Below are 25,043 nucleotides of genomic sequence, written 5' to 3'. Positions count from 1 at the left end.
CGGAAGCCGGCGTCATCGGCAAGCCGGACCCGCTGCGCGGAGAGATCATCAAAGCGTTCATCTCGCTGCGCGCCGGATTCGAGCCGAGCGACGAGCTGAAGGCGGAGATTTCGCAGTTCGTCAAAGTCGGGCTGTCCGCCCACGCCGCGCCTCGCGAAATCGAGTTTAAGGATAAGCTGCCGAAGACGCGCAGCGGTAAGATCATGCGCCGCGTGCTTAAAGCGTGGGAGCTTGGCCTGCCGACCGGGGACTTGTCGACGATCGAAGATTAATTATCCGCTATTATGAATACGATCAGCCCCGCTAGGCCGTACATCAGGCCGGCGGGGTTTTCTATTGGAATAGACCGTTATAACCAAAAAGTAGCTGGAGGCGGCAAGCCGGTTCGCTTAGGATAGGAAGTCTGAGGTCTGTTCCATCAATACTATGAATCAGAGGAGACGTGTATGGAGCGAATTGCGGTAATATCCGATATTCACGCCAACCTGGCCGCGTTGAAAGCAGTCTGGGCGGATATCGAGCGGCGGGGGATCGGACGAATCTTTTGTCTGGGCGACCTGGTAGGCAAAGGCCCTTATCCGGCCGAAGCGGTCGATGAAATAAGCGAGCGTTGCGAAGTCGTGCTGCAGGGCAACTGGGATCATAAAATAACGTTAACTCCGGAAAACGAAGAATGGGTTTGGCAGCTGTGGACACAGCCTCTGCTCGGACAGGAGAGACTCGATTATTTGCGGAGTCTTCCGTTTTGCTACGATTTTTACTGGAGCGGGCGGAAGGTCCGGCTCTTGCATGCTTCCCCGACTAGCGTGTATGACCGGGTCCGGCTGAAGACGTCGATGACGGAGAAGTTAATGTTGTTTGAAAATACACCGCTGACGGGCGACTGGCTCGGAATAAGCGGTGAGCAGCCTGATTGCGTCGTTTACGGCGATATTCACCTGGCCTATGTGATGCCGCTGGAGGACCGGTTTGTTGTCAACGCGGGCAGCGTCGGTCTGCCGCTGGATGACATTCCGCTGGCCGGTTACGTCATCATGGAAGGTGCGCTGCATCAGCAATCTCCCGCGCCGTTTTCCGTGCAGATCGTTCGAGTGCCGTATGACCGAGAAGAGGTGCTGCTGGATGCAGCCGCTCGAGGAATGCCGAGGCTGGAGAAGTTTACGCGGGATATTACCCGGGCCAGGTAGCCGGAGTGCTGCCGGATAATCGCATAGATCGCATCAAAAACAGCCTTGACCGGTTGCAGGTCAAGGCTGTTGAAGTTTGGTTTTATGGCTTCTTGCTTTTGTAAGGCACGCTTGCCGAAGCTTTCGATTCGCCGTGCTCGTTAATGGCGACGACCCGATACCAGCCTTCATAGACAAGTGCGAAATAGTTCAGCTTCGGAGTTTCGGAAGACTGAATCTTTTTGAAGCTGCCGTTTTCTTTATCGCTGAAGTAGATATCGTACCGTTTGACTGCTTCCGTCTTCGGATTGGCTGACCATTCGATCTGAATCCCGGCTCCGGACTGCTGGACGGTTACGTTTTTCGGAGCTGACGGCGGCTCCTTTTTGGCCGGCTTGTCGTCCGGCTTGTTGCTTCCGTTGCTGCCTTTACCGTCCGAGCCGTTAATGTCGCCCGGCTGACCGTTCGGCACGCCGAACGGATCAAGCGGGGAGGAAATCTCTGTCGATCTTCCGTCGCTGAACACCACTTTGCTCGGCTTCGACTCTTTGCCGGCTACGTCCACGGCCGTTACGTAATAGCCTACGACTTGCTGGCCGGATACTGTGTCGGCAAATATCCGGTCTTGCCCGGAAAGGACCACTTTGCCGGCTGCGCGAGCGAATTTGCCGCCGAGGGCATCCGCTTTGTACAGCCGATAACCGACGATATCGGCGCTTCCGGCTTCCTGGAACGTAATCTCGTTTTTGTCGGCCGAATGCTTCAGGGTGACGCCTCCCGGCGCGTTCGGAATTTGTCCGTCGTCGGCTCTCGGGTCCACCTCGACGGCGGCGTCGTTATCGTAATCAAGCGGATAATAATGCGAGATGGCGGGACGGTTTTTGGCCGGCAATTGAGGCAAAATCGCCTGAATCTCCTTAATGATGTCGCCGATCGGCCGCTCCCGCTTGACGACAGTTTTCTCTTGCACCATATCGGCCGGCGTTCCCGGCTGCGGCAAGTAGACGTTGCCGTCGAACGTAACGTATTTCTGCTTGACCAACACCTGGTCTTCTTCTGTCGGAATAAACTTTTTGTTGAAAATATCCGTGATCAGCTTGCCGCTTTGCTTCGTTTGTTCGTTCGGCAGCTTGCCGGAATAACCGGATACGGTCCTTGAAACGATATTGTCCGGCTTGACGAACTGTTTGTTCGGCAGCAGTTCCGGACGGTTATCCGCAATCGAGTTCATGACTTTGGCCCATATTTTCATGGCCCGCTGCGTACCGCAGCCGAGCTCGCTGTTCAGATTGCAGCCGCTCTTCTTCAGGGAATACTTCTGCTGGTCGTAGCCGGCCCATACCCCGACGGTAATATCGGGAGAATACCCTATAAACCAGGCGTCGCCGTCATTTTGCGTCGAGCCGGTTTTGCCTGCGACCTGGATCTGGCTGTAATGTTTAAAGTCCTTTTTCAGCAAGGTAGCCGTACCCGAACTGATAACCGTCTTCATCATATCGGTGATGAGGTAGGCCGTCTCCTCGGAGAAAACCGTCGTCGGCTTCACCACATGCTCGTATATGATCTTGCCTTCCGAATCCGTAATTTTGCGGATCATATAGGCGTCCGTGAACTGGCCTTTATTCGGAATGGCGCTATAGGCGTTCGTCAATTCCTCGACCGAAACTCCGCGCGACAACCCTCCGATAACTCCGGTTTGTGCTCCGTAATCGCTTTTCTCGATCGTCGAGATTCCGAGCTTTTTGGCAAAATCCCAGGCGTCGTTAATGCCCACGACGTCGATAAACAGCTTGATCGCCGGAATGTTATACGATTGGTTCAAGGCTTGCCTTGCGGTCACCAGTCCATGAAATTTGTTGTCCCAGTTTTCCGGCAGATGGAACCCTTTGCTGCCGTCCTTCAGGATGACCGGCACGTCGTCGATGACGACGGCTGGGGCGATAGCTCCTTTGTCGATGGCCGGGATGTAAGCTGCGATCGGCTTCATCGTAGAGCCGGGCTGACGCGTCATCTGGGTGGCGAGGTTCATCTGCTCCTTGTGGAAATCGCGTCCCTCGATCATCCCGAGAATAGCGCCCGTGGCGTTGTCCAAGGTGATGGCGGCGATCTGCTCCATCCCTTTTTCGGGATCGTCGGGAGTGAAGTTGTCGCTATTGTCGGAGATGACGTGCATCTCGTCGTAAATCTGCTTGTCGATCGTCGTGTAGATCCGGTATCCTTTGCGCTGCAGATCCTCGCGCGCCTGCTTGACGGCTTCCGCGTATTCGGCCTGGCCTTGCTTCGTATCCTTCTTAAGGTCCGGGTTGCTCAGGTTGGCCAATATTTCGCTTGACTGGCGCTCCACTTCCAGCATCAGGTACGGGTATGTATTGTATGCTTTCGGCTGGGACGGCGAGAGCGAACCTTTGATGTCGAATGCCAGCGCTTCGTCGTATTGCGTTTGCGTCAGCTTGCCTTCATCGAGCATTCTCTTCAGAACCAGCTTCATCCGTTCGACCGCTCCGTTAAAAGCTTTCTCGTCCAGTTCGCCGCGGCTCGTGAATGCCGAATATTTGGACGGCAGCTGCGGCAAGCCGGCCAGATAAGCCGCTTGGGCGGTATGCAGATCGTGCAGGTTGTCGATATTGAAGATGCCTTTGGCCGCCGCCTTGATCCCGTACAGATTATAGCCGGAGGAGCCGTTGCCGTAAGGGATCTTGTTCAAATAGGCGAGTAAAATCTGCTCCTTGGACAACAGCCTCTCCAGGCGTAGCGCGAGCAAAATCTCCTTCGCCTTCCGGTTGTCGCTGCGGTCCAGCGTCAAGAAAACCCGCCTCGCCACTTGCTGGGTAATCGTGCTGCCGCCCGTCTGCACGTCGGCATTCGTCAGCTTCTGGGTAACGGCCCGGAAAAAAGCTTTGACGTCGACGCCGTGATGCGTGTAAAAATCGTGATCCTCAATCGCCAGTACGGCGTCTTCGACGAACTTGGGCAGATCTTCGCTGCCGATCGGCCGGCGGTCTTCCTCCGAACGGAGCTGACCGATCGGCGTGTCGTCGTTGAAATAGACGAAGCCGGTTATCGCATTTTCGTTAATCCTCTCCAGGATTTCTTCCTGGGGGCGAACGGGGTCGTCCTTTACAAGTGCGCTAACGTAACCGAATGCCGCTCCTGCTCCGACAAAACCGATTATTATGCCGGCGATAAACATCCATTTGAGAGTTATCAACGTTACGCGCAGCGCTTTTTTTGCTGTAGAAGATGATGATGATGGCTTGGTCATTCCGTTAATCCTCCTTCGGGCACACAGAGTTATTATAGCACATATCGTCATTTCATAATTTGGAATAACCGATAGAAGTTGCGAATTTTCGCCGTTTTTTTCAGTGAAATCCGAGAATTAATCGAAATTTGAAATGTTCTTGTCGTTGACTTTCACTTTGCGTTTATGATATAATTGGTGTTAAATCTTAAAACGACAAAGCGATTGAAGGGCTAGCGCGGCCCGGCGAATACCGGGAGCGCCAGTAGGCGGATGCCAGCGCATATCAGAGAACCGGCGGAAGGTGCGAGCCGGGATGCGTCATGTTGCCGAATTACGGTCCTGAGCAGCAAAAGGGGAAGCGCGTGAGGCGCCAAGCTTTTGCCGGGTGATCCCGTTATCGAAATGAAGTGAAAGCAGCGCCCGTCTCCTTTAGAGTTAACAACGGCTCTTATAAGGATTCGAAAGCAGCTGCTTTAATTAGGGTGGTACCGCGGGTCAAAGCCTTCCCGTCCCTTTTTGTGGACGAGAAGGCTTTTTTTGCGTTTATTTTGGAAAAAACAAGCAGAGAGGACGCGAACAGCGATGGAAGCATGGAAACAGTTGACAGAGCAGATGAGAAAGGAAGCGGAACGGCAGCTGGAAGTCGTCCGCCGGGGTGTTGTGGAGATCGTTCCCGAAGAGGAGCTGAAGGAAAAAATAGCGAATTCCCTGCTGACCGGGAAGCCGCTTAAGATCAAGCTCGGTCTCGACCCGTCCGCACCGGACATCCACGTCGGCCATACGGTCGTCCTTCATAAGCTGCGGCAGTTCCAGGAGCTCGGCCATGAAGTGCAACTGATCATCGGGGACTTTACCGGACGGATCGGCGACCCGACGGGCAAATCGGAGACGCGCAAGCAATTGTCCGAAGAGGACGTGAAGCGTAACGCGGAGACGTACCAGGCGCAAATCTTCAAAATTTTGAACCCGGCCCAGACGACCGTTCATTACAATTCGCAATGGCTGAACAAGCTGAACTTCACGGATGTCGTCCAGTTGGCGGCGAAGGTGACGGTAGCGCGTATTTTGGAGAGAGACGACTTCACGAAGCGTTATGCGAATGGTCAGCCGATCGGCGTGCACGAGTTTTTTTACCCGCTGATGCAAGGTTACGATTCGGTCGAGCTGGACAGCGATGTCGAGCTGGGAGGAACCGACCAGAAATTTAATCTGCTTATGGGCCGCACGTTGCAGAAAGAGTACGGCAAACAACAGCAGGCCGCCATTACGCTGCCGCTGATCGCAGGGCTCGACGGCGTGCAGAAGATGAGCAAAAGTCTCGGTAATTACATCGGTATCGACGAAGCTCCGAATGACATGTACGGTAAGGCGATGTCGGTGCCGGACGAATTGATGGTGAAATACTTCGAACTGGCGACCGACCTGCCCGACGAAGAGCTCGGCAGCTTAAAGGCCGGACTCGAGGAAGGAACCGTACACCCGCGCGACGCGAAGATGAAGCTTGCATACACGTTCGTCAGGATGTACCACGGGGAAACGCAAGCGGAAGAGGCGAAGCGGCATTTCGTGACGGTATTCCAGCAAAAGGCGCTGCCCGATGAGATCGAGGACGCGGAATTGCCGGTGTCGGAGCTGAACGGCGGGGAGATCCGGATCGTCCAGCTGCTGGTAACGACCGGATTGCAGGCTTCGAACGGGGAAGCGAAGCGCAGCGTATCGCAGGGTGCCGTGAAAATAAATGAAGAGAAAGTAACCGACCCGAATGCGGTTGTCCGGCTGGAAGGCGGAGAAGTGCTGCAGGTCGGGAAGCGGAAGTTCGTCAAAATCAAGCTCGTGTAACCAGCCGGCCGAAACCAAAACGGGCTGAAGCAAAAAACGGCTAAAACCAAAACGGTCGAAAGCAAAAACCCCCAAGCCAAAAGGCTCGGGGGTTGATTGTTGAAGTCCAGATTAACGGCTGTAAAACTCGACGATTTGCTTCTCGTCGATTTCTTGAGGAAGCTCCGAACGCTCAGGCAGGCGGATGAACTTGCCTTCCATTGCCGTGTCGTTGAACTCCAGGTAGTTCGGCAGGAAGTTGCGGTTTGCCAAAGCTTCCTTGATGGAAGACAAGCCGCGGCTTCTTTCGCGAAGGCCGATTACAGTGCCAGTGCTAACTGTGTAGGAAGGGATATCTACTTTGCTTCCGTTCACCGTTACGTGGCCGTGAGCGACGAGCTGACGGGCACCTGCACGGGAGTTGGCAAGGCCAAGACGGTACACGAGGTTGTCCAGACGGCTTTCGAGCAGAACCATGAAGTTCTCACCGGAAATACCTTGCATTTTGGATGCTTTGTCGAACAAGTTGCGGAATTGCTTCTCGCCCAAACCGTACATATGGCGAAGCTTTTGCTTTTCTTGGAGCTGAATGCCGTAGCCGCTCAGCTTCTTGCGTTGTCCCGGGCCGTGTTGTCCTGGAGGAAACGCGCGTTTCAATTCTTTGCCTGTCCCGCTAAGGGATACGCCGAGGCGGCGGCTCAATTTAAATTTAGGACCTGTATAGCGTGCCATTATGTTTTGCTCCTTTATACCGATAGTGTTTAATGGTTGAGTAGGCGTAGGGGAGACGTTCCGACGCGGTATACGTTGCGAAACGGAATTCGATCAGTCCCGTTTCCCGGCAGGCAGTTCAGCCGCTGGCCTGCTGGTAACGAACACCGTGAGGGTCGCATCGTGCGTCGCCAATCATAAAAAACACCTTTTTCCACTCGAATATTAATTCTATTAGAAACCTGGGGGTGATGTCAAGCGAAAACCGCATTGGGCGAAATCTGACGATGCAAGAATGAAGCGTATATATAATGAAAGTAAATGATCCGGTGCGCATCTTATCGAATATATACGGTTCGTGGCGGCAATGGCATTGGTAAGGCGCGGCAAGGTATTGTATGGTTCGGCATGGCATGGTAAGACGCAGCGATGACCGATTTTGGAGAATCCTTCCTTTAGCGAATTTTGAACGAAAATTTAGTGCAGCCCGTTTGCATTCATAGTATGATTGGAATATTGACGTTTCATAGAAGGGGTTCGCTATGAAAGAAATGCTACATCAGGACCGACTCGCTGTACTAATCGAGGATGGATTCGGCCCGTTCGTCACCGGCCTGGAGAGACATATGCCAGACCGGGCTGCGGTATACGCAGTGTGGGATGCCGACGGCCGCTGCATTGCTCATCATACGATCAACCCGTCCGGTTCCGGAATAAACGTTTCGTTTCCAGCGGATCCAGAAGCTTTTCTGCGCGAGATCCGGGCTGCACATGCTGTGAACGGTCACGACCGAACGTTTTCAAGAGCCGCATTTCTAGTCCATTCCGAACGCCGGGATGCTACATCGCCTGTCATCGCCTCATATCCCCTTTACGCCGACCGCACTGATCCGATCGCTTATTTGATTCGTATAACCGACGATTCGACTGCCGAGCCGGAGCTGCTGGAGTCCATGGAGCTGACCGGAACGGCATTCGCCGCCGCGATTCGCGCAAAGGAGGCGGAAGCCCGGCATGACGAGCTTGCCGGACAGATGAAGGAGCTGGAGCAGCAGCTGGTACGCAAAAAAGCGTTGTTCGACATGGCGATCCATATTCATTCCTGCAACGATCCGGACCAGGTGCTGGAGACGCTGATCCGCTTTCTGGACGAGCGGGACCCGGCCGTGGCTTACGAAATTTATTTGTCTCAGGATCAATACAGCTCGATCCCGTCTGTCAAGCCGCTCCGTTTTGACCAGTCCGAGGAAGATATCCGCTTCCGTTCGTTTACCGAGGGCCGGCCGATCGTCGGACAATGCGGGACCGATGCGGTTTTCCCGCTGCGCGGCAAGCAGGGGGTGTACGGAGTCATCCGGATTGCGATTCCGGACGGAAAGATGGAGTTCGAGACGCTTCAGGAGATTACGCTGCTGGCCGATACGACAGGCAGTGCCTTCGAGAATGCGCGCTTGTATGAACAATCGAACCGGCTTGTCGGGGAACTGCGCCTGATTAACGAGATTACGCAGCGTCTGAATCAAAGCCTGAAGCTGCAAGATATATATTCGTTTGTTTCCATGGAGCTGCGCACGATTTTTAATGCGGAGTTTTCGTGCATTTTAGAGCTGGACAAGCCGAGCGGCAAGCTGATCGTCCGGGCCGGGGAGCCGGCTTCTTTTTGCGGCGAAGTGCTGGCCTCCGATTACGGGTTTGCCGGGCGGGTCGTCGCTTCGAAAGAACCGCTGATCGTATCGGACTACAGGTTCAATCCGGCCGTCGAATCGGTCTGGATGAAGGCGACGAACGCCCGCTCGCTGCTGGCTTGCCCGATCGTGGTGGAAGGAACGGTGGTCGGCGTCATTCTGATGGCGCACCGGCGGGCCCATTACTTCTCCTACGACAACTACAAGCTGCTCAAGACGTTGTCCAGCCATATCGGACTGGCCGCCTCCAATGCGAACCTGCACGCGGAAGTGCGCCGGATGGTGCAGACAGACCGGCTGACCGGGCTGTTCGCCAGACATTATTTGGACGACCAGATCGGTCTGTTTCAGAAAAAAGATTACTGCGGCTCGCTTATTCTGGTCGATATCGATAACTTCAAAAAGGTTAACGATACTTACGGTCACCAGATCGGCGACCGCGTGTTGATTCAGGTAAGCGCGATAATCCGCACCTCGATCCGCGAAGGCGATATTGCTTCCCGCTGGGGAGGCGAGGAGCTGGCCATTTATTTGCCCCAGGTTTCGAAGGAGCAGGCGATCAAGGTGGCGGAGCGGATCCGGAAGCAAGTGAAAACGGAAACTTCCCCGATCGTCTCGGTATCGTGCGGAGTTTCGGACTGGAACTGGGAAGACGAGAGGATCAGCGTGGAATCGCTTTTTTACCGGGCGGATATGGCGTTGTACAAGGCGAAGCATTCCGGGAAAAACCGGATCTGCATCGATTGAGCCGAATGTCGCAGGAATAACTACACTCTCTTGGGAAACGATAAGGTGAAGTTGAATCGTTATGCCCAGGAGGGGATTTCATGCTAACGAAGCAGAGATATAGTCGGCTGAGGCGGCGTGCGCTCGCGCTTGCCGTTTTTGCGATTATCGCGATCCTGGCGGAGGCGTGCTCATTAACGGGAATGCCGTCCGATCCTGGCGAGCTGCTGAAGCAGACCGTCTCCGGCTTGTCCGGAACGGACGATTTCCGGTTTGAAGGGACGACGAGCGTATCGGTCGGGGGATTGCCGATGCAGGAAGGGGCCTCGTTCGAAGGCGTGGTCAACGGGCATAACCGGCTGTCGATGAGCTTTAACCGGGGCAGCCCGGGAGCAGGGACGATCGGTGCGGCCCAAGCGGGGGGAACGCCCCGTTCCGTCGTGTTCAGCAAATCCCAGAACGAATGGGTCGTCTCGGAGGCCAATTCGCAAAGCGATGCGATCGTGCTGCTGCCCTGGAGCCCGCTGTACAAGTTGGAGCAGTTGAACACGATGGCGAAAAAAACGGAAAGCGCCAGAGACGAACAGGATACTCGTCTGACGATTCTTACGGTAACGCCGGAGACGGCTGATGTAACGAAGGCGGTCCGAGATCAGTTGGCCCGTCAAGCCGATGTGCTCGATATCGACAAGCAGCTCGCCGGACTGCGGACGAGGCACGGGCTGTCCGAAGCGGAGGCGGCGCGTATGAGGGGCGAGCTGGAGCAGAGCGTCCTCCTGACGAAGCGGCAGCTGGACGAGGCGGAAGGATCGCTTGAGGCGGGCGCCGTATACCGGATCTGGGTGGACCGGGTAAGCCGCCTTCCCCGCAAGATGCAGATCGAGACGGAGATGAAGTATACTTCGGACGGTCAGCCGAAGACCGAGACGATTCGCGTCGACTACCTTTTCACGGATTATAATAACAAGAAAAGCACCTGAAGTCGCCGGCTTCGCACACCGAAGATCAGTGTCCGGGAGGGGCTTCTTTCCCGTTGCGCGCAGCTTCCCTGCGGCGGGGTCTGCCTTTTATCAATGTCCGAATCCGTGTTACAATATGGGAGGATGTACAGGGGAGGGCATACAGGTTGAGCACCATACGTAGTCGTTTGAAATACGGCATTCCTCTAGCCATGTTCGCAGCTGCAGCCTATTTCATCCTGTTTACGGAAACGGGAAGGGACCTTCGTCACGGCAACGTGGAGCAGCTTGCGGATATGCTGCATTCGTTCGGGATATACGCAGTAATCGCTGGGATGCTCGCTATTTTTTTTCAAACCTGGTTTCCGGTTGTTCCCTTCGTGCTGCTCGCTGGCGCCAATGCGTATGTGTTCGGCTTGACCGGAGGATTTGTGATGAATTACGGAATGACGTGTTTATCCGCGGTGTGCGCATTTCTGATCGCGAGATACATAGCCCGTGACGCGGTCGAAGCCAGACTGGCGAAGTTTCCGGGCGTACAGTCGTTCAACCGCAAGCTGGAGCAGCAAGGTTTCTTCTACACGCTGGTCGGCCGGCTGATCCCGGTCATTCCGTCCTCGCTGATCAACTTCGGCGCCGGCGTATCCAATATCCGGTTTCGTCCGTTCTTGCTGGCGACCGTGTTGGGCAAACTGCCGATCGTGTTGATGGAAACGTTCATCGGACACGATCTGATCCGGTTCAAGGAACATAAAATCCGGCTGCTGCTGGTGCTGGTTTTGTTCGTTCTGCTGATCTGCCTCGGCCAGTACATGAAGACGAGATGGACCGGCAAGCGGGACGAAGCGACCTAAACTTACATAAGGAGATGAGCGGACTTATGAGAGATCCACGATTGCAAACGTTAGCCGCCAACCTGGTCGGCTATTCGGTGAACGTCCAGCCCGGCGACAAGGTGCTGATTGAGATGATCGGCCCGGAGAGGGAGATCGTCCGCTGTCTCGTCGAGGAGGTTCATGCGAAAGGCGGCTTCCCATATGTGATCTACGAAGACAGGGCGGTGCTGAGCTCGGTGCTGCAGTCGATCACGAAGGAGCAGCTTGATCATTGGGCGGAGATGGACCTAAGGCGTATGGAGCAGATGGATGGTTACATCGCGGTCCGGTCCGGGGAGAACGTCAACGAATTGTCCGACGTCCCGAGCGACAAGAACGATATGTACAAACGGATCTACTACAAGCCGGTTCATCTGGAGCGCCGGGTCAAGAAGACGAGATGGGTCGTGCTGCGTTACCCGAACCCGTCTATGGCTCAGCTTGCCAGCATGAGCACCCGGGCTTTTGAAAATTTTTATTTCGACGTGTGCAACCTCGATTACCGCAAGATGGATATCGCCATGGACCCGCTGGCCGAGCTGATGGCTCGCACCGACCGGGTACGAATCACAGGGCCGGGCACCAACCTGTCGTTCTCGATCAAGGGGATCGGGTCCAAAAAATGTTCCGGACACCGCAACATTCCGGACGGAGAGGTGTTCACTTGCCCGGTCCGGGACTCCGTGAACGGTGTGCTGCAATACAATACGCCAAGCGTAAATTCCGGCATTACGTTCGAAAATATCCGGTTCCGCTTCGAGAACGGGAAAATCGTCGAGGCTACCTCCAACGATACGAAGCGGCTGAACGACATTTTGGATACGGACGAAGGAGCTCGCTATATCGGGGAGTTCAGTCTCGGATTTAATCCGTTTATCCTGCACCCGATGAAGGATACGCTGTTCGACGAGAAAATCGACGGCAGTCTGCACTTTACTCCGGGCCAGGCTTATGAAGAGTGCGACAACGGCAACCGTTCGTCGGTTCATTGGGACCTGGTGCTGATCCAGCGGCCGGAATACGGCGGCGGGGAAGTGTATTTCGACGATGTGCTGATCCGCAAGGATGGCCGCTTCGTCATTCCCGAGCTGCAGGGGCTCAATCCCGAAAACTTGAAATAGATTCCAGCCCGCAGCAAGTTCTGGCAAATTATCATTGCGCGAATAGATGTTCCACGCTAATATAGAAGTATCAAATACGGAAGCCGGATTACTCCGCTTCTACTTGGAGGGATTGTGCCATGTCAAGCGCCAGCAACGCCGCAATTGTTGAAGTATCGCAAACGGCTAACAAGTTCAGATCTTCTATCGTACTTCAATATGAAAATAAATTCATTGACGTCAAGAGCATTCTCGGCCTGTTCACGACACTGCTCGACTCGGGCGTTTACGATCTGCACGTTCACGGTCCCGACGCTGAAGAAGCAAAGGCTGCGATGGTCGAAGTATTTAAGAAGCATAACCTGCAAGTTAATGTCGTAAGCTGAGCGGACTTCCAGGTCCGTTCGATATACAGACGCAACCAAAAGGCTGCCTCGGGATAACCCGGGCAGCCTTTTCTGTGCACAACCGCCTAAACGGACGACGAACCTTATACGGCTTGTTCGACCGCAACGTACGTGTAGCCGAGGTCGCGTGCGACCGCCGGATGTGTGATTGCTCCCCGGAACGTATTAATGCCGCTTAGGAGCGTTTTGTCGGACAGGAGAGCCTCCAGGCCGGACCCGGCGATGCGAAGCGCATAAGGCAGCGTGGCGTTGGTCAGAGCCATGGTTGATGTGCGGGGCACGGCTCCGGGCATGTTGGCAACCGCATAGTGAACGACTCCGAACTTCTCGTATGTCGGGTTATCGTGCGTGGTCAGCCGGTCGACCGTCTCGAAGATGCCGCCTTGGTCGATCGCCACATCCAGGATGACGGAGCCGGGCGACATGGCGCGAACAGCGCCTTCCTTGACCAGCTTCGGCGCTTTCGCACCGGGAATCAGCACGGCGCCGATGACGAGATCGGATTCCGCCACCGATTCGGCGATATGCAGCGGATTGGACATAAGCGTCCGGATGCTCGTGCCGAATATGTCGTCCAACTGTCGCAGACGATCCGGGCTTACGTCGATAATCGTAACGTCGGCGCCGAGGCCGATCGCGATTTTGGCCGCATTCGTTCCGACGACGCCTCCGCCGATGATGGTCACCTTGCCGCGTTTGACGCCGGGCACGCCGCCGAGCAGGATGCCTTTGCCGCCGTGCGGGCGTTCCAGAAACTGCGCTCCGATCTGGGCGGCCATCCGGCCGGCCACTTCGCTCATCGGCGTCAGCAGCGGAAGCGAGCGGTTGACTTCAACGGTTTCGTAGGCGATCGCGGTTACGCCCTTGGTTGTGAGCGCCCGGGCCAGCTCGGGCTCAGCGGCCAGATGCAAGTAAGTGAACAAAATGAGACCGTCCCGAAAGTAACCGTATTCAGACGAAAGCGGTTCCTTTACTTTCATCACCAGATCGGAATTGTCCCATACCTCTGCGGCGCCGGTACAAATCAATGCCCCTGCCGACCGGTACAGCTCGTCCGGAAAGCCGCTTCCCGCTCCCGCGTTCGTCTCGATCCGCACCTCGTGTCCTGCGCCCGCGAGCGCCATGACTCCGGCCGGAGTGACGGCTACCCGGTTTTCATTGTTTTTGATTTCTTTCGGTACCCCGATTCTCATCATCCATCCAGCTCCCCCGATTTGGTTTTCGTTACCAAGTATACGTGTCGGCGAGCGGTCTAGCTTCGTGATGAAACGAGAAAAAAAGGGGACGCCCTTGTGAAAAGTCACAAACGATCCGGATTGCCGCTCCATTTGTCCGTCTTTAAATCCAGAAACAAAGTCGTTTTCTGATCGACATTGGCGAAGTTGATACCGCCGATCTCGGCAATCCGCTTCAGCCGGTAAGCAAGCGTATTCGTATGAACATGCAAGGCGTCGGCGGCGACCTTGACGTTGCTGTCGCAGGCCAGGAACGTTTCCAGCGTCTCGACCAGATTGGCATGATGTTCCCGGTCGTAGGTCCGGAGCTGTTTTAACGACGCGTTTTCGTACCGGTGCAGCCGTTTTTGTTCGAGGAAATAAGGAAGGTAGCGGTAATAGCCGAGCTCGTGGTAGTGGGTGACGGAACCGGTCTCGGCGGGAAACTGCGCTTTGATCTGCAGCACGGTGAGCGCTTCCCGGTAGCTTTGCTCGACTGCGGTCACCTCTTCGCACGAGGAGCCGATTCCCCAGTTGAGCGGTTCACTGCCGAATCGTTCCTTCATCTGGTGATAAAACGACAGGGAGAATTCCCCGGCTTCCGCTGCGAAGCGGGAGGCGTTCGTTCCCGGGACGAGGGCGATCAGCTGTTTATCCGACAGGACATGGAGCAGCGGACGGGTTTTCTGGATCGCCGTTACGGTATATTGGATCTGCTGATTTAGCTGCTCGGAGACATCGTGTCCGAACTGGAAGACGATCACGCCGAACAGGCCGGGCATAGTGACGCCGAGCGAGTCCGCCTTAAGCTTCGCCTGAAGCGCCGTCCGATGATGGCCGGTGAGCAGCTCCCAGAAAAAGTCGCAACGCTCCTCGTCTTCTTTCCTTCTTTGCGTCTGGAGACGCAAAAGCTTGATCTTCGCCGCCTGCGCGGCAAGCTTCAGATGGAGCAAACAAGCTTCGTCCAGCGGCCGTTCCACCTCGAGCGCCCAGATGTAGCCGAGCACCTGATTGTCTTTGCGGATCGAGATGGCGACCCGGTCGCCGAGTCCGACATCGCGAATCGACCGGATCCGGACAGGTTCGTCGCTTTGCATGAGCCGGGGGATCACGCCGTCTTTCCACAAGCTGGCGATCACGTTATCGGGTACGCGCCGGCCGATGATCGTGGCAATCCGCGCCGCGTCGGTCCCGGGGTCGTGCTTGCTGTAGGCGAGCAGCCGGTGGTTGGCGTCCTCGATCGTTACCGGCGCATGGAGCACTTCGCCTATTTTGTCGGCCAAAGCTTCCAGATGGTCAAAGCTTCGGTTGAAAGGATTTAGTTCCGCGTTCATCCGCGCGCTCCTTATTGTTCCGCCCAATTCGCATACAAACGTACCAGCATCCGAATGGTTGACTATTTAGTTGGTTTCCCTACTATTTTATAGATTGGCCCGCGCCGATTCAATGTGAAAAATAGACGCGGCTATAATTCTAATCTGTTGTGCGCTTGTGTAATCATCGGTTTTCGACTATCATAAGCATATAGAGATTGGATGAGCTTTGCGCAAAGGGGGAAAACGGATGTCTACATCGGACGTCATGGTCGGTTTGCATCAGAAAGCGCTGAACCTGCTTCAAGAAGATGCGGACAACATCGAAAAGCTGATTCAGATCCAAATGGAAACATTGACGAATCGCAGATGCCCTCTTTACGAAGAGGTATTGGATACACAAATGTACGGGCTGTCCCGGGAAATCGACTTCGCGATCCGGGCGGGGCTGATTGACGAAGCGTCGGGCAAGCTTATAATAAGCGATCTGGAGCGCAAGCTTGCGCAGCTGTACGAAGCGCTCGCCCTATCCAGAAAAGAGTAACTCCGCCTTGGAGCTACTCTTTTTTTTGTGCAATTTTGGAGTCCGGACGGTCAGACGAGGAAAAAGGCGATTCCCAAGATGACATATACGACCAGCAGCAAAAATCCTTCATACCAATTCGTCGCGCCGTCCTGGGAGATCGAACGGGCTAACACTGCGGCGATGGCGATGGCGGCGAGCTCGTATAACGTAAAGACGATATTCATCGGATCGCCCATAAAGTGGCTGACGATGACGAGTACGGGAGCGACGAATAGAGCGACCTGGAGGCTGCTTCCGATGGCGATTTCGACGGCGGCGCCGATTTTGTTTTTCATCGCGAGGAAAACGGCGGCGCTGTGCTCGGCGGCATTGCCGATGATCGCAATCAGAAACGCGCCTACGAACAGCTCGGACAAGCCGAACGTTTCCGTGAAATGTTCCAGGGTACCGACAAGCCATTCGCTTATGAAGGCAACCATCACGGTGGCGAGCACGAGATAAAAGATCGATTTGCCCTTGCTCCAATTGAGCGTATGCGCATGATCCTCAGGGTCGCGAGCGGAGACGTCGCTCAATTCTTTTTTGTGCGTGACCATAGAAAACAGCAGCCATAAGCCGTAAGCGATAATGAGGATGACGGCGACGATCGTGCTGAGCATATCCATTTCCTTGAACGTGAAGCTTTTGGCGAATATGGCCGGCACGATCAGGGCGACTACGGCGAGCAGCATGAGCGAGGCGTTATGGCTGGCCAGCATCACGTTGAAATTTTGCACCTTGTATTTGAGGCCGCCGAGAAACACGCTGAGTCCCAGCACGAGCAGCATATTGCCGATAATGGAGCCGGTGATGCTCGCCTTCACCATGTCGTGGAGCCCGTCGCGTACGAGGAAAATCGCGATGATCAGCTCCGCCGCATTGCCGAACGTGGCGTTCAGGAAACCGCCCATCCGCTCCCCGGCATAGTGAGCGACGCTCTCCGTCGCCTTGCCCATAAACCCGGCGGCAAAAATAACGGCTATGCAGCAGAAGACGAATTGCAAAGTCGTATTCAAACCGCTGTAGTGGGCGGTGCCGCTCAGCAGGAAACTGGCGATCAGAATGGTGTAAAACAGCTTTTGCTTCATGATGTGATCTCTGCTCCTTCCGTCAACTACCAGTGTTCCAGCATCAAGTGAATCCTATTCTACTATAATGGAAAAATTTCCAGTTGCAAAGAAAAACCGTTTCTGCTTATCCGGTTGCGAACCGCCCTTCCAAAAAGGTACAATGGAAATATCCGTATACGAGGAGTGAGAACAATGTCCGCTGAAAACCAACCGGGAATGATCCGCATTTCCGATGACGTCGTAGCCACTATCGCCGGATTGGCTGCTCTCGAGACGCAAGGCGTCGCTGCTATGTCGGGGGGCATTTCCGAAGGACTTGCCAAACGGCTTAGCGGAAAAAACGTACAAAAAGGCGTCTCCGTCGAAGTCGGACAGTTGGAGGCCGCGATCGATCTGCGAGTCATCGTTCATTATGGCTCGATTATACAGAGCGTCTGCCGCAGTCTGCAGGAAAACGTAAAAGAAGCGGTAGAGAACATGACGGGATTAAACGTGGTCGAAGTGAACGTCAAGGTAGAGGGAGTCGCTTTCAAAGAAGAGGAAGCGGAAGAAGTCCCGGCCCGGATCAAGTAAAGTGTGGAGCGGCGTTCGCGCCGCTTTTTTGTTTGTCTGCAAAGGCGACGCGACATCGTGACATAACCCGCACAAAGAAGGAAGGGACCGTATCGAGACGGTCCCTCCGGATATTCAACCTCTCACCAACTTGAGAAATTCGCGCATAAAGCCGGGAAGATCCGGCCAGGCATGTCCCGATACGATGTTGCCGTCGACGCACAGCGTCTCTTTGGCGTATTCGGCGCCGAGATTTTCGATATCCGGCTTGCAGGCGGTATAAGCGGTCATTTTGCGGCCTTGGAAATAGCTGCTGTTCTTTAATACGGAAAGGACGAGCGCGGCGTGACAGATGGCGCCGACCGGCTTGTCCGCCTCGAAGAAATGGCCGACGATGCGGGGAATATCCGGATCGAGACGGATATATTCCGGCGCTCGGCCGCCCGGAATGATCAGGCCGTCGAATTCCGCCGGATTCACGTCGGCGAACGAAGTATGCGACTCCAGCAAGTAGCCGGGCTTCTCCGTGTAAGTGTCCCAACCCTCGAAGTCGTGAACGACCGTTTTCAGCACTTTTTTGGTCGGAGAAGCGATAATCGCCTCGTACCCTTCCTCCAAAACCCGGTAAAACGGATAGTACACTTCTAATGCTTCCACAGCGTCTCCAGTCAAGATCAAGATCTTCTTGGACATCTTGGACTCACACTCCTCGTTATCGGATAGCCTACCATTCTATCTTGCAGCAACCCGCCCGATCTGTAAAGTAGAAGAATGAAGCGTCCGGCATGGCTGTCCGCTATACGTCCTGCTTCGCAGCCGCCCGGAGCGGTGCGGCCGCCAGCCTGGCCTGGGCGGCTTTTCGCAGCAGCAGCTCCAGCTTCCCGATGAGCCATAACGGCAGAAGCAGGCAGAGCAGCGAGGCGAGAACCGTAAGCGGCAGCACCCAGACGACTTCCGGACGGGCGAAATACGGAATCAAGGAAACGGCGAGAATCGGCGCCGCGTTCCACTTGCACCATTGAATCAATAAGACGGTCACGAGCGCGGTTGCGAGCAGCGAGAGGGCGCCGCTGCTGATCGTGTAGAAGAACGCTCCGATTCCGGTCGAGATACAAGCTCCGATGATGATCCTCCGGATATCCTTCATCTGGTCCATCCGCTGCATGAACAAGTAGCTGAACGCGCCGAGAGTCGGGTAAAACACCATTTTAAAAATGGGGTAGTGCGCGGAGATCCAGTAGGCGGCGGCAAGATATCCGCATATGACGAATGAACGCAGTAACATGGCTGTCGAACCTGTCCTTTTCTGATAAACTCAAATTCTGATTTGAATACTAGGCAATCCATATTGTACACGATGGTTTTGTTTAACAACAAATAAGAAATGCTTATGCAAATGTGTGAATCGCTTATAGATGGAAACGCGATGCCGGCCTGCATAACGAAGCGGCTGTGCGCTTTGTCACAGAACGTTGGTTATTGGAGTGATTGCAATCACACTTCGCGCATGCTCCGGCTCCTTATAATGGGCACATAAAGCACGATAAAGTCCAAAAAAAGTGAGGAGAATGAAATATGCTGAGCACCAATACGATCGATATCATCAAATCTACTGTCCCGATTCTTAAAGAACGCGGAACCGAGATTACCAAACGATTCTACGAGCTTTTGTTCTCAAGTCATCCCGAGCTGCTCCATATATTCAATCACGCCAATCAGAAGCAGGGCAAACAACAGGCCGCGCTGGCCAATGCGGTATACGCCGCCGCCGCTCACATCGACCAGCTGCCGGCGATCCTGCCGGTCGTCAAACAGATTGCCCACAAGCACCGGAGCCTGGGAGTGAAGGCGGAGCACTACCCGATCGTCGGCCAGAACTTGCTCGCCGCGATAAAGGATGTGTTGGGCGATGCGGCCACGGACGAGATTTTGCAGGCATGGGCGGATGCGTACGGCGTGATCGCCTCGGTATTCATAGAAGTCGAACAATCGATGTACGACCAGGCCGAAGGGCAGGACGGAGGCTGGGAAGGGTTCCGTGCATTCGTCATCCAGAAGAAAGTGAAGGAGAGCGACGTGATCACTTCGTTTTACCTCGTCCCGCAGGACGGCAAGCCGATCGCGGGTTTTGAGCCGGGACAATATGTGAGCGTCCAAACGAAGCTGCCGGACGACGGATACACGCACATTCGCCAATACAGCCTCTCCGACGCGCCGGGGAAACCGTACTACCGGATATCGGTGAAACGGGAAGACGCTATCGGCAGCCGCCCGGCCGGAAAAGTATCTACCGCTCTGCATGAAAAAACGAAAGAGGGCGATGTCCTGCTGCTGTCCGCTCCGGCAGGCGACTTCACCTTGAACCGCGACGATAAGAGACCGGTCGTGCTGATCAGCGGCGGGGTTGGCCTGACTCCGATGGTGAGCATGCTGAACACGCTGGTGGAAACACAGCCGCAGCGGCCTGTCACGTTCATCCATTCGGCTCAGAACGGAAGCGTCCATGCGATGAAGGATCATGTGAACCGGTTGGCGCAGGCTCATCCGCAGTTGTCCGTCCGGTATTGCTACGCCGAGCCTAATGAAGCGGACCAAGCCGCGGGATCGTATCACCGGGAAGGCTACGTCGATGCGGACTGGCTGAAATCCGTAATCCCGTCGATGAACTCCAGCGTTTACTTCTGCGGGCCTCAGCCGTTCATGGCGGTCGTCAACAGCGCGCTGAAGGCGTGCGGCGTCGCGGACTCCGATCTTCATTACGAGTTTTTCGGTCCGGCGGCCAGCCTGGAACAGCCGGCGCTTCAGACCCAGCCTTAACCTACCCGTCCGTCGGGGGAAGCTTCGCCGCTTGCGAACGGAGCAGCCGATTGACTGTCTCGCGGCGCATGCCGATTAATTGTCCGATTTCGTCCTGGGTCAGAACGTCGGTCAGCGTAGCCGGCGGGATATAAACCGCAAACCATTCCTGCAAACTTTTCAGCTTGGCCGCCGGAGTCGTCTGGGTGAGCTGGTCGATGCGCTGCTGCATCATTCTCAGCTTGCTTTGGAGCAGCAAAGCGACCTCCAGACATTTGTCCGGATTGCCCGCAAGCGAATCGTACCATTCCTTCGAGGGCAGTACTTCAACCTCGCTGGTTACGAGCGCGACCGCAGTCCCGTGATAAGGCTTCGGCGTAATTAAGGAGTGGTGGGGGATCATCTCGCCGGCGACGATAATATTCACCAGGACCGGATTGCCGTCCTCATGTACGCGAATAATTTTAAGCAGGCCGCTCTTCAGACGATACAGCGGCCCGCTTTCCCCTTGCCGGAATAACGTTTCCCCTTTGTGCAGAAGCATTTGCCGCCCTCCTTTTTTTCCTGTCTCCCGATGTCCGTCACTCGATTCAACCGATACGAACAGCTTCCAAACGACGCTTTTTCCGATGAATAACCCTGTTTACGAGAGGACCTTTTCGGGTTAAACCAGTCTTATTAGACTTGCGGCGATAAAAAAGAGCCCGTAAGGACTCTGGATGATTGCCGGATGCGTGATTGATTGTGTTCTCCCTGCAAGCGTCAGGCACGCTCGAGGATGAGCTGATACAAGTATACGTCCTGCCAGGCGTTAAATTTGCAGCCTACCTCGCGAAGCACGCCGGCCTCGGTAAAGCCGAATTTGCGGTGCAGGCGCACGCTTGCCTCATTGCCCCCGGTAATGCCGGATATGAGGACGTGAAAGCCGAGCTCCCGCGCCATATCGATCATGTGCTGCAGCAGTACGGAGCCGATTCCGCCGCCTCTGCAGTCTGTATCCAAGTAAATGGAAAGCTCTGCCGTTAACTGGTATGCCGGCTTTGGCCGGTACGGTGTCAGACAGCAATACCCGGCCACACCCGATTCGTTCTCCGCTACAATAATCGGAAACCGTTCGTTAAATTGCGCGAACCAGCGTTCCCGCTCCTGCAGCGTCTGGGGTGTCAGATCAAATGTGGCCGCAGAGTGAATGACAGCATCATTGTAGATGTCCAGCAGCTTCGGGAGATCTTCCCGTACCGCCGGGCGGATTCGAAGGGTCATGCGCGTTTGCTCCAATCGTTGCGATCTCTTGCGAAGCCGGTACGTTTCTCCGGTTTCTCGGCCCGGTCCGGCTTCGTGATGTCCCGGGATATGCTGAGCAGGATGCCGATACTGGCCATCGTAACCGAAAGGGAGGAGCCCCCGGCGCTTATAAACGGCAGCGTTACGCCGGTCATGGGAATCGTCCCCGTCACTCCGCCCATATTAACCAACGCCTGAATGGCGATCAGACCTACGATGCCTGTCCCTGCCAAACTGCCGAACAGATCGGTACAGCGCAGGGCAACGATAAATCCGCGCCATAGAAACGCCAAGTACAACAGCAGGAAAAGCACCGTACCGATAAACCCGAATTCTTCCCCGATAATTGCAAAAATAAAGTCGTTATGGGCTTCCGGCAAATAATGCATCTTTTGGATGCTTTGTCCGAACCCCGCTCCGGTCAGTTCGCCGTGGCCAAATGCATATAGAGACTGCACCAGCTGATAGCAGCTGCTCTGCTGATCGAACCACGGGTCCAGATAGCAGGCAATCCGGTCCATCCGGTAGCCGAGCGAGTCCGCGGAGATAAGGTAGCCCGCCAGAAAGATCGCTGCAATGACGGTGATTGACCCTACGGCCAGGAAAATATGTTTGAGATTGGCGCCTCCGACCACGATTACGAGCGAAGCGGCAAGAACAAGAATCATCGTGGAGCCGAAGTCCGGCTGCAGCATAATAAGTCCCGCCACAATCCCGACGATGATGACAGCGGGCAGCAGCCCGTTTTTCAGATCGCGAAACCGCTCGCCTTTTTTGGTGATCAAAAGCGACAAATATAAAATGACGCCGACTTTGGCGAACTCGGAAGGCTGCAAGCTTCCCATGCCGCCCGGAAGGTTAAACCAGCTTCTCGCCCCGTTGACCTCGAAGCCGATAAAAGGCACCAGCACGAGCATAACGAGTACGACCATAAATCCCGGGCGCAAGAGCGGCTTCAGCCGCCTGTAAGGAATGTTCATAAGAAAAAACATGCCAACCGTGCCGGCGACGGCAAAGATGGCTTGTTTTTTCACGAAGTATAACGGATCGTTGCCGAACTTCTCTTTGGCAAGTGCCGTAACGGAACTGGCGCTAAACACCATCACGAGCCCGAAGCCGACGAGCAGGAACGTAAGAAGCAGCAGCAGAAAATCAGGTGTGCCTCTGCGTTGTTCGGTCATATCGGTTCCGCCTTCACGTTTATTCGCTCAGCTGTTTTTTCAGTTCTGCCAGTTTTTGATTGGCTACTTTCACGATCTGATCCGGTACCGGCGAATCATAATCGAGTCCGTGCGGGAACGTGCCGCGTCCCAAGTATGTATCTTCGATGACAAGGATCGCATAAGGCGATTCCAGCCTGCCTTCGACCGCTCTTGTGTTGATGCGGAGGAAGTAATCCGCCTTATTCGCTTTATCTTCCAGCTTCAGGTCGTAGGTAGCTCGGTAATATTCCCACTGCCAGCGAACGAAGCCCAGCTTCTCCGAAGCGCCGTCCAGATGAGCCAAATCGCTTTTTAATCCTTTAATTCCCGCATTTTCAATAATCACGATAGGGAAACCTCCTGCGTATCATTTAAAATAGTTCCGATAGGGGCGCAATCCTCTATTCATGATAGTATGTTTCCCTTGCATGCGCAAGCCTATTAAGAACCGAGATATTAAAATTTGATGACGTCTCGGGGCGATGCGGATGAAAGGGCGGCTTCGTTCTGGTACAATGAAGGGATCAGAATCGCGAGCTTAAGCGGGGGTGCAGGAAAGTGAACAGCATTACGGAACGGCTGCAATCGTTATTTCCGGACATGGTCGAATGGCGGCGCCATTTGCACCGTCATCCCGAGCTTTCTTATGGAGAACAGATGACCTCAGCCTTTGTCGCGGGGAAGCTTGCCGAGTGGGGAATCGAGGTAAGAACCGGGGTCGGCGGATACGGGGTAACCGGCACGGTCCGGGGAGGCCGGAGTAGAGGCCAACGCCTGACTGCTGCGCTGAGAGCCGATATGGATGCGCTGCCGATTCAGGACGGCAAATCGTGCGACTACGCTTCCACCGTGCCGGGCGTGATGCACGCTTGCGGACACGATGCGCATACGGCCGCTTTGCTTGCGGTGGCGAAGATGTTCGCAGAGAACAAAGACGAATTGCCGGGGGATGTCCGGTTTTTGTTCCAGCCTGCGGAAGAAATCAGTCCCGGCGGCGCGGCGCCGATGATCGCAGACGGGGCGCTGGACGGCGTAGATCGTGTATACGGGGTCCATCTGTGGACGCCGTTTCCCGCAGGAACCGTTTATTCGGCCCCAGGACCGGTTATGGCCGCCGCCGACGAATTCATCATCCACATCCGGGGGAAGGGCGGCCACGGAGGCTTGCCTCATCAGACGGTCGACAGCATACTCGTAGGTTCGCATCTGGTCGTCAATTTGCAGACCATCGTCAGCCGCAGTGTCGATCCGACCGAGCCGGGCGTCGTCTCCATCGGCAAGTTTCAGGCCGGCAACGGCTTCAACGTGATCGCGGAAAAATGCAGCATTAACGGAACGGTGCGTTCCTTCGATGATAAGGTCAGGGAAACCATCGTCTCCCGGATGGAACGGATCTGCGCCCATACCGGAGAGATGTTCGGAGCGGACATCCAGCTGGACTACAAGCCCGGATACCCTCCGGTCGTGAACGACAAGGCCGAGACGGAACGGTTTTTCCGCGTTGCGGAAAGCTTGTTCGGTGCGGATCGCGTTCAGGCTTCTCCGCTGATAATGGCCGGGGAAGATTTTTCTTATTATTTGCAGCGTGTACCGGGCTGCTTCATGTTCGTCGGCGCCGGCAACCCGGCCGCCGGTATTAAGGCGCCTCACCATCATCCGATGTTCGATATCGACGAGTCGGCCATGCTGCAGTCGGCGCAGCTTCTGGCATCGATGGCCGTCAGCTATTTGAGCGGAAGCTCCCGCTGAGCATTTTCCGCAATGGTACAAACTCACATGCATTTCTCTTCAGCCGGGCGGAAAGCCTATAGAAGCAATCCGTCATCAACGACTGAAGAGGAGGATCTACGTGAGAACGATACAAGATATTATGAGCACCGACTGCGTTACCGTTTCGCCGCAGGATAACATTTACGAAATTGCTCTCAAGATGAAGCAAAACGATATCGGGTTTATTCCTGTGGTCGAGGGGCGGAAGCTGATCGGCGTCGTAACGGACCGGGACCTTGTCATCCGCGGTTATGCGGAGAAACATTCCGGCTCGACTGCGGTAGAAGAAGTGATCTCCAAGGACGTCACGACGGTCGGACCGGACACGTCGGTAGACGAAGCGGCCAAGCTGATGGCGCGCCAAAAAATCCGCAGGCTTCCTGTCGTGAGCGGCGGAGAGCTGATCGGAGTTGTCGCGATCGCCGACTTGGCCGTTCGGGAGATTTTCGTGAACGAAGCGGGAGAAGCGCTCAGCGAAATTTCCGAAAACGTGGACCATGCGGCAACGGTTCATTAATTACGCAAACCCGGGAGACGCCTAAGGCTCCCGGGTTTTGTACGTCTTGGCGCTATATAAGCCGACAGC

The 25,043-nt window shown here is 55.1% G+C and carries 24 protein-coding genes; 13 read left to right on the top strand and 11 right to left on the bottom strand.

Annotation, left to right across the window (positions count from 1 at the left end):
- Together PV433_RS13595 and PV433_RS13590 are read left to right on the top strand one after the other, a co-directional pair.
- On the top strand, nt 1–272 hold a 272-nt coding region (locus tag PV433_RS13595; protein ID WP_442951515.1), incomplete at its 5' end, for an AMP-binding enzyme.
- A gap of 174 nt (nt 273–446) precedes the next feature.
- Nucleotides 447–1,187: a metallophosphoesterase family protein gene (locus tag PV433_RS13590; protein WP_332072622.1), complete on the top strand. Its 741-nt coding sequence runs from the start codon at nt 447–449 to the stop codon at nt 1,185–1,187.
- Between the two features lie 82 nt (nt 1,188–1,269).
- Here PV433_RS13590 and PV433_RS13585 read toward each other — a convergent pair whose 3' ends face one another.
- Nucleotides 1,270–4,428: a transglycosylase domain-containing protein gene (locus PV433_RS13585; RefSeq protein WP_332072621.1), complete on the bottom strand. Its 3,159-nt coding sequence runs from the start codon at nt 4,426–4,428 to the stop codon at nt 1,270–1,272.
- Nucleotides 4,429–4,992: 564 nt separating this feature from the next.
- On the opposite strand from PV433_RS13585, the gene tyrS reads away from it, so the two are divergent.
- Nucleotides 4,993–6,249 carry a tyrosine--tRNA ligase gene (gene tyrS / locus PV433_RS13580; RefSeq protein ID WP_332072620.1) on the top strand — a complete coding sequence of 419 codons (1,257 nt, stop codon included), beginning with the start codon at nt 4,993–4,995 and terminating at the stop codon, nt 6,247–6,249.
- A 111-nt stretch (nt 6,250–6,360) separates the two neighbouring features.
- Here the strand turns inward: tyrS and rpsD are convergent, their stop codons facing one another.
- On the bottom strand, nt 6,361–6,960 hold the full coding sequence (gene rpsD, locus PV433_RS13575) for a 30S ribosomal protein S4 (RefSeq protein WP_190927639.1): 600 nt from the start codon (nt 6,958–6,960) through the stop codon (nt 6,361–6,363).
- A 521-nt stretch (nt 6,961–7,481) separates the two neighbouring features.
- On the opposite strand from rpsD, the gene PV433_RS13570 reads away from it, so the two are divergent.
- From PV433_RS13570 to PV433_RS13550, 5 genes are all read left to right on the top strand, one after another.
- Nucleotides 7,482–9,371, top strand: coding sequence for a diguanylate cyclase (locus PV433_RS13570; RefSeq protein WP_332072619.1), 1,890 nt, complete (start codon nt 7,482–7,484; stop codon nt 9,369–9,371).
- 80 nt (nt 9,372–9,451) lie between these two features.
- Nucleotides 9,452–10,330, top strand: a complete 879-nt coding sequence (locus tag PV433_RS13565; protein WP_332072618.1) for a hypothetical protein — start codon at nt 9,452–9,454, stop codon at nt 10,328–10,330.
- A 146-nt stretch (nt 10,331–10,476) separates the two neighbouring features.
- On the top strand, nt 10,477–11,163 hold the full coding sequence (locus PV433_RS13560; protein WP_332072617.1) for a TVP38/TMEM64 family protein: 687 nt from the start codon (nt 10,477–10,479) through the stop codon (nt 11,161–11,163).
- A gap of 26 nt (nt 11,164–11,189) precedes the next feature.
- Nucleotides 11,190–12,305 carry an aminopeptidase gene (locus PV433_RS13555; RefSeq protein ID WP_332072616.1) on the top strand — a complete coding sequence of 372 codons (1,116 nt, stop codon included), beginning with the start codon at nt 11,190–11,192 and terminating at the stop codon, nt 12,303–12,305.
- Nucleotides 12,306–12,424: 119 nt separating this feature from the next.
- Nucleotides 12,425–12,670: an HPr family phosphocarrier protein gene (locus tag PV433_RS13550; protein WP_190927649.1), complete on the top strand. Its 246-nt coding sequence runs from the start codon at nt 12,425–12,427 to the stop codon at nt 12,668–12,670.
- A 104-nt stretch (nt 12,671–12,774) separates the two neighbouring features.
- Here PV433_RS13550 and ald read toward each other — a convergent pair whose 3' ends face one another.
- Entirely contained in the window at nt 12,775–13,884 is a 1,110-nt protein-coding gene (ald, locus tag PV433_RS13545; RefSeq protein ID WP_332072636.1) for an alanine dehydrogenase, read from the bottom strand.
- Nucleotides 13,885–13,991: 107 nt separating this feature from the next.
- Complete coding sequence (locus tag PV433_RS13540; RefSeq protein ID WP_332072615.1) at nt 13,992–15,239, bottom strand: PucR family transcriptional regulator; 1,248 nt, start codon at nt 15,237–15,239, stop codon at nt 13,992–13,994.
- 229 nt (nt 15,240–15,468) lie between these two features.
- Here PV433_RS13540 and PV433_RS13535 point away from each other — a divergent pair, with 229 nt between their 5' ends.
- Nucleotides 15,469–15,762: a YlaN family protein gene (locus tag PV433_RS13535; RefSeq protein ID WP_190927652.1), complete on the top strand. Its 294-nt coding sequence runs from the start codon at nt 15,469–15,471 to the stop codon at nt 15,760–15,762.
- A gap of 50 nt (nt 15,763–15,812) precedes the next feature.
- Here PV433_RS13535 and cax read toward each other — a convergent pair whose 3' ends face one another.
- Nucleotides 15,813–16,871, bottom strand: coding sequence for a calcium/proton exchanger (gene cax / locus PV433_RS13530; RefSeq protein WP_332072614.1), 1,059 nt, complete (start codon nt 16,869–16,871; stop codon nt 15,813–15,815).
- A 174-nt stretch (nt 16,872–17,045) separates the two neighbouring features.
- Here cax and PV433_RS13525 point away from each other — a divergent pair, with 174 nt between their 5' ends.
- Nucleotides 17,046–17,426 carry an Asp23/Gls24 family envelope stress response protein gene (locus tag PV433_RS13525; RefSeq protein ID WP_190927656.1) on the top strand — a complete coding sequence of 127 codons (381 nt, stop codon included), beginning with the start codon at nt 17,046–17,048 and terminating at the stop codon, nt 17,424–17,426.
- Nucleotides 17,427–17,540: 114 nt separating this feature from the next.
- On the opposite strand, the gene PV433_RS13520 is transcribed toward PV433_RS13525, so the two are convergent.
- Entirely contained in the window at nt 17,541–18,098 is a 558-nt protein-coding gene (locus PV433_RS13520; RefSeq protein ID WP_332072613.1) for a DJ-1/PfpI family protein, read from the bottom strand.
- A 103-nt stretch (nt 18,099–18,201) separates the two neighbouring features.
- A complete protein-coding gene (locus PV433_RS13515; protein WP_332072612.1) occupies nt 18,202–18,690 on the bottom strand; it encodes a hypothetical protein in 489 nt (162 codons plus the stop codon).
- 290 nt (nt 18,691–18,980) lie between these two features.
- On the opposite strand from PV433_RS13515, the gene hmpA reads away from it, so the two are divergent.
- Entirely contained in the window at nt 18,981–20,222 is a 1,242-nt protein-coding gene (hmpA, locus tag PV433_RS13510; protein WP_332072611.1) for an NO-inducible flavohemoprotein, read from the top strand.
- Nucleotide 20,223: 1 nt separating this feature from the next.
- On the opposite strand, the gene PV433_RS13505 is transcribed toward hmpA, so the two are convergent.
- From PV433_RS13505 to PV433_RS13490, 4 genes are all read right to left on the bottom strand, one after another.
- A complete protein-coding gene (locus PV433_RS13505; RefSeq protein ID WP_332072610.1) occupies nt 20,224–20,745 on the bottom strand; it encodes a Crp/Fnr family transcriptional regulator in 522 nt (173 codons plus the stop codon).
- A 218-nt stretch (nt 20,746–20,963) separates the two neighbouring features.
- A complete protein-coding gene (locus tag PV433_RS13500; protein ID WP_332072609.1) occupies nt 20,964–21,464 on the bottom strand; it encodes a GNAT family N-acetyltransferase in 501 nt (166 codons plus the stop codon).
- Nucleotides 21,461–22,666, bottom strand: coding sequence for a putative lipid II flippase FtsW (gene ftsW, locus PV433_RS13495; RefSeq protein ID WP_332072608.1), 1,206 nt, complete (start codon nt 22,664–22,666; stop codon nt 21,461–21,463). The genes PV433_RS13500 and ftsW overlap by 4 nt, the downstream gene beginning before the upstream one ends.
- A gap of 19 nt (nt 22,667–22,685) precedes the next feature.
- Complete coding sequence (locus PV433_RS13490; RefSeq protein WP_332072607.1) at nt 22,686–23,033, bottom strand: YugN family protein; 348 nt, start codon at nt 23,031–23,033, stop codon at nt 22,686–22,688.
- A gap of 212 nt (nt 23,034–23,245) precedes the next feature.
- Here PV433_RS13490 and PV433_RS13485 point away from each other — a divergent pair, with 212 nt between their 5' ends.
- Nucleotides 23,246–24,436, top strand: coding sequence for an amidohydrolase (locus tag PV433_RS13485; RefSeq protein ID WP_332072606.1), 1,191 nt, complete (start codon nt 23,246–23,248; stop codon nt 24,434–24,436).
- Nucleotides 24,437–24,557: 121 nt separating this feature from the next.
- The gene (locus PV433_RS13480; protein WP_442951521.1) at nt 24,558–24,974 is read left to right on the top strand and encodes a CBS domain-containing protein; all 417 of its coding nucleotides are present in this window, start codon (nt 24,558–24,560) and stop codon (nt 24,972–24,974) included.
- Nucleotides 24,975–25,043: the final 69 nt, after the last annotated feature.

The sequence above is a fragment of the Paenibacillus sp. GYB004 genome (assembly GCF_036577605.1).
In the GTDB taxonomy this organism is placed as follows: domain Bacteria; phylum Bacillota; class Bacilli; order Paenibacillales; family NBRC-103111; genus Paenibacillus_AB; species Paenibacillus_AB oceani.
Note: the sequence above shows the minus strand (reverse complement) of the source record. Positions and strands in the feature narration are given on the sequence as shown.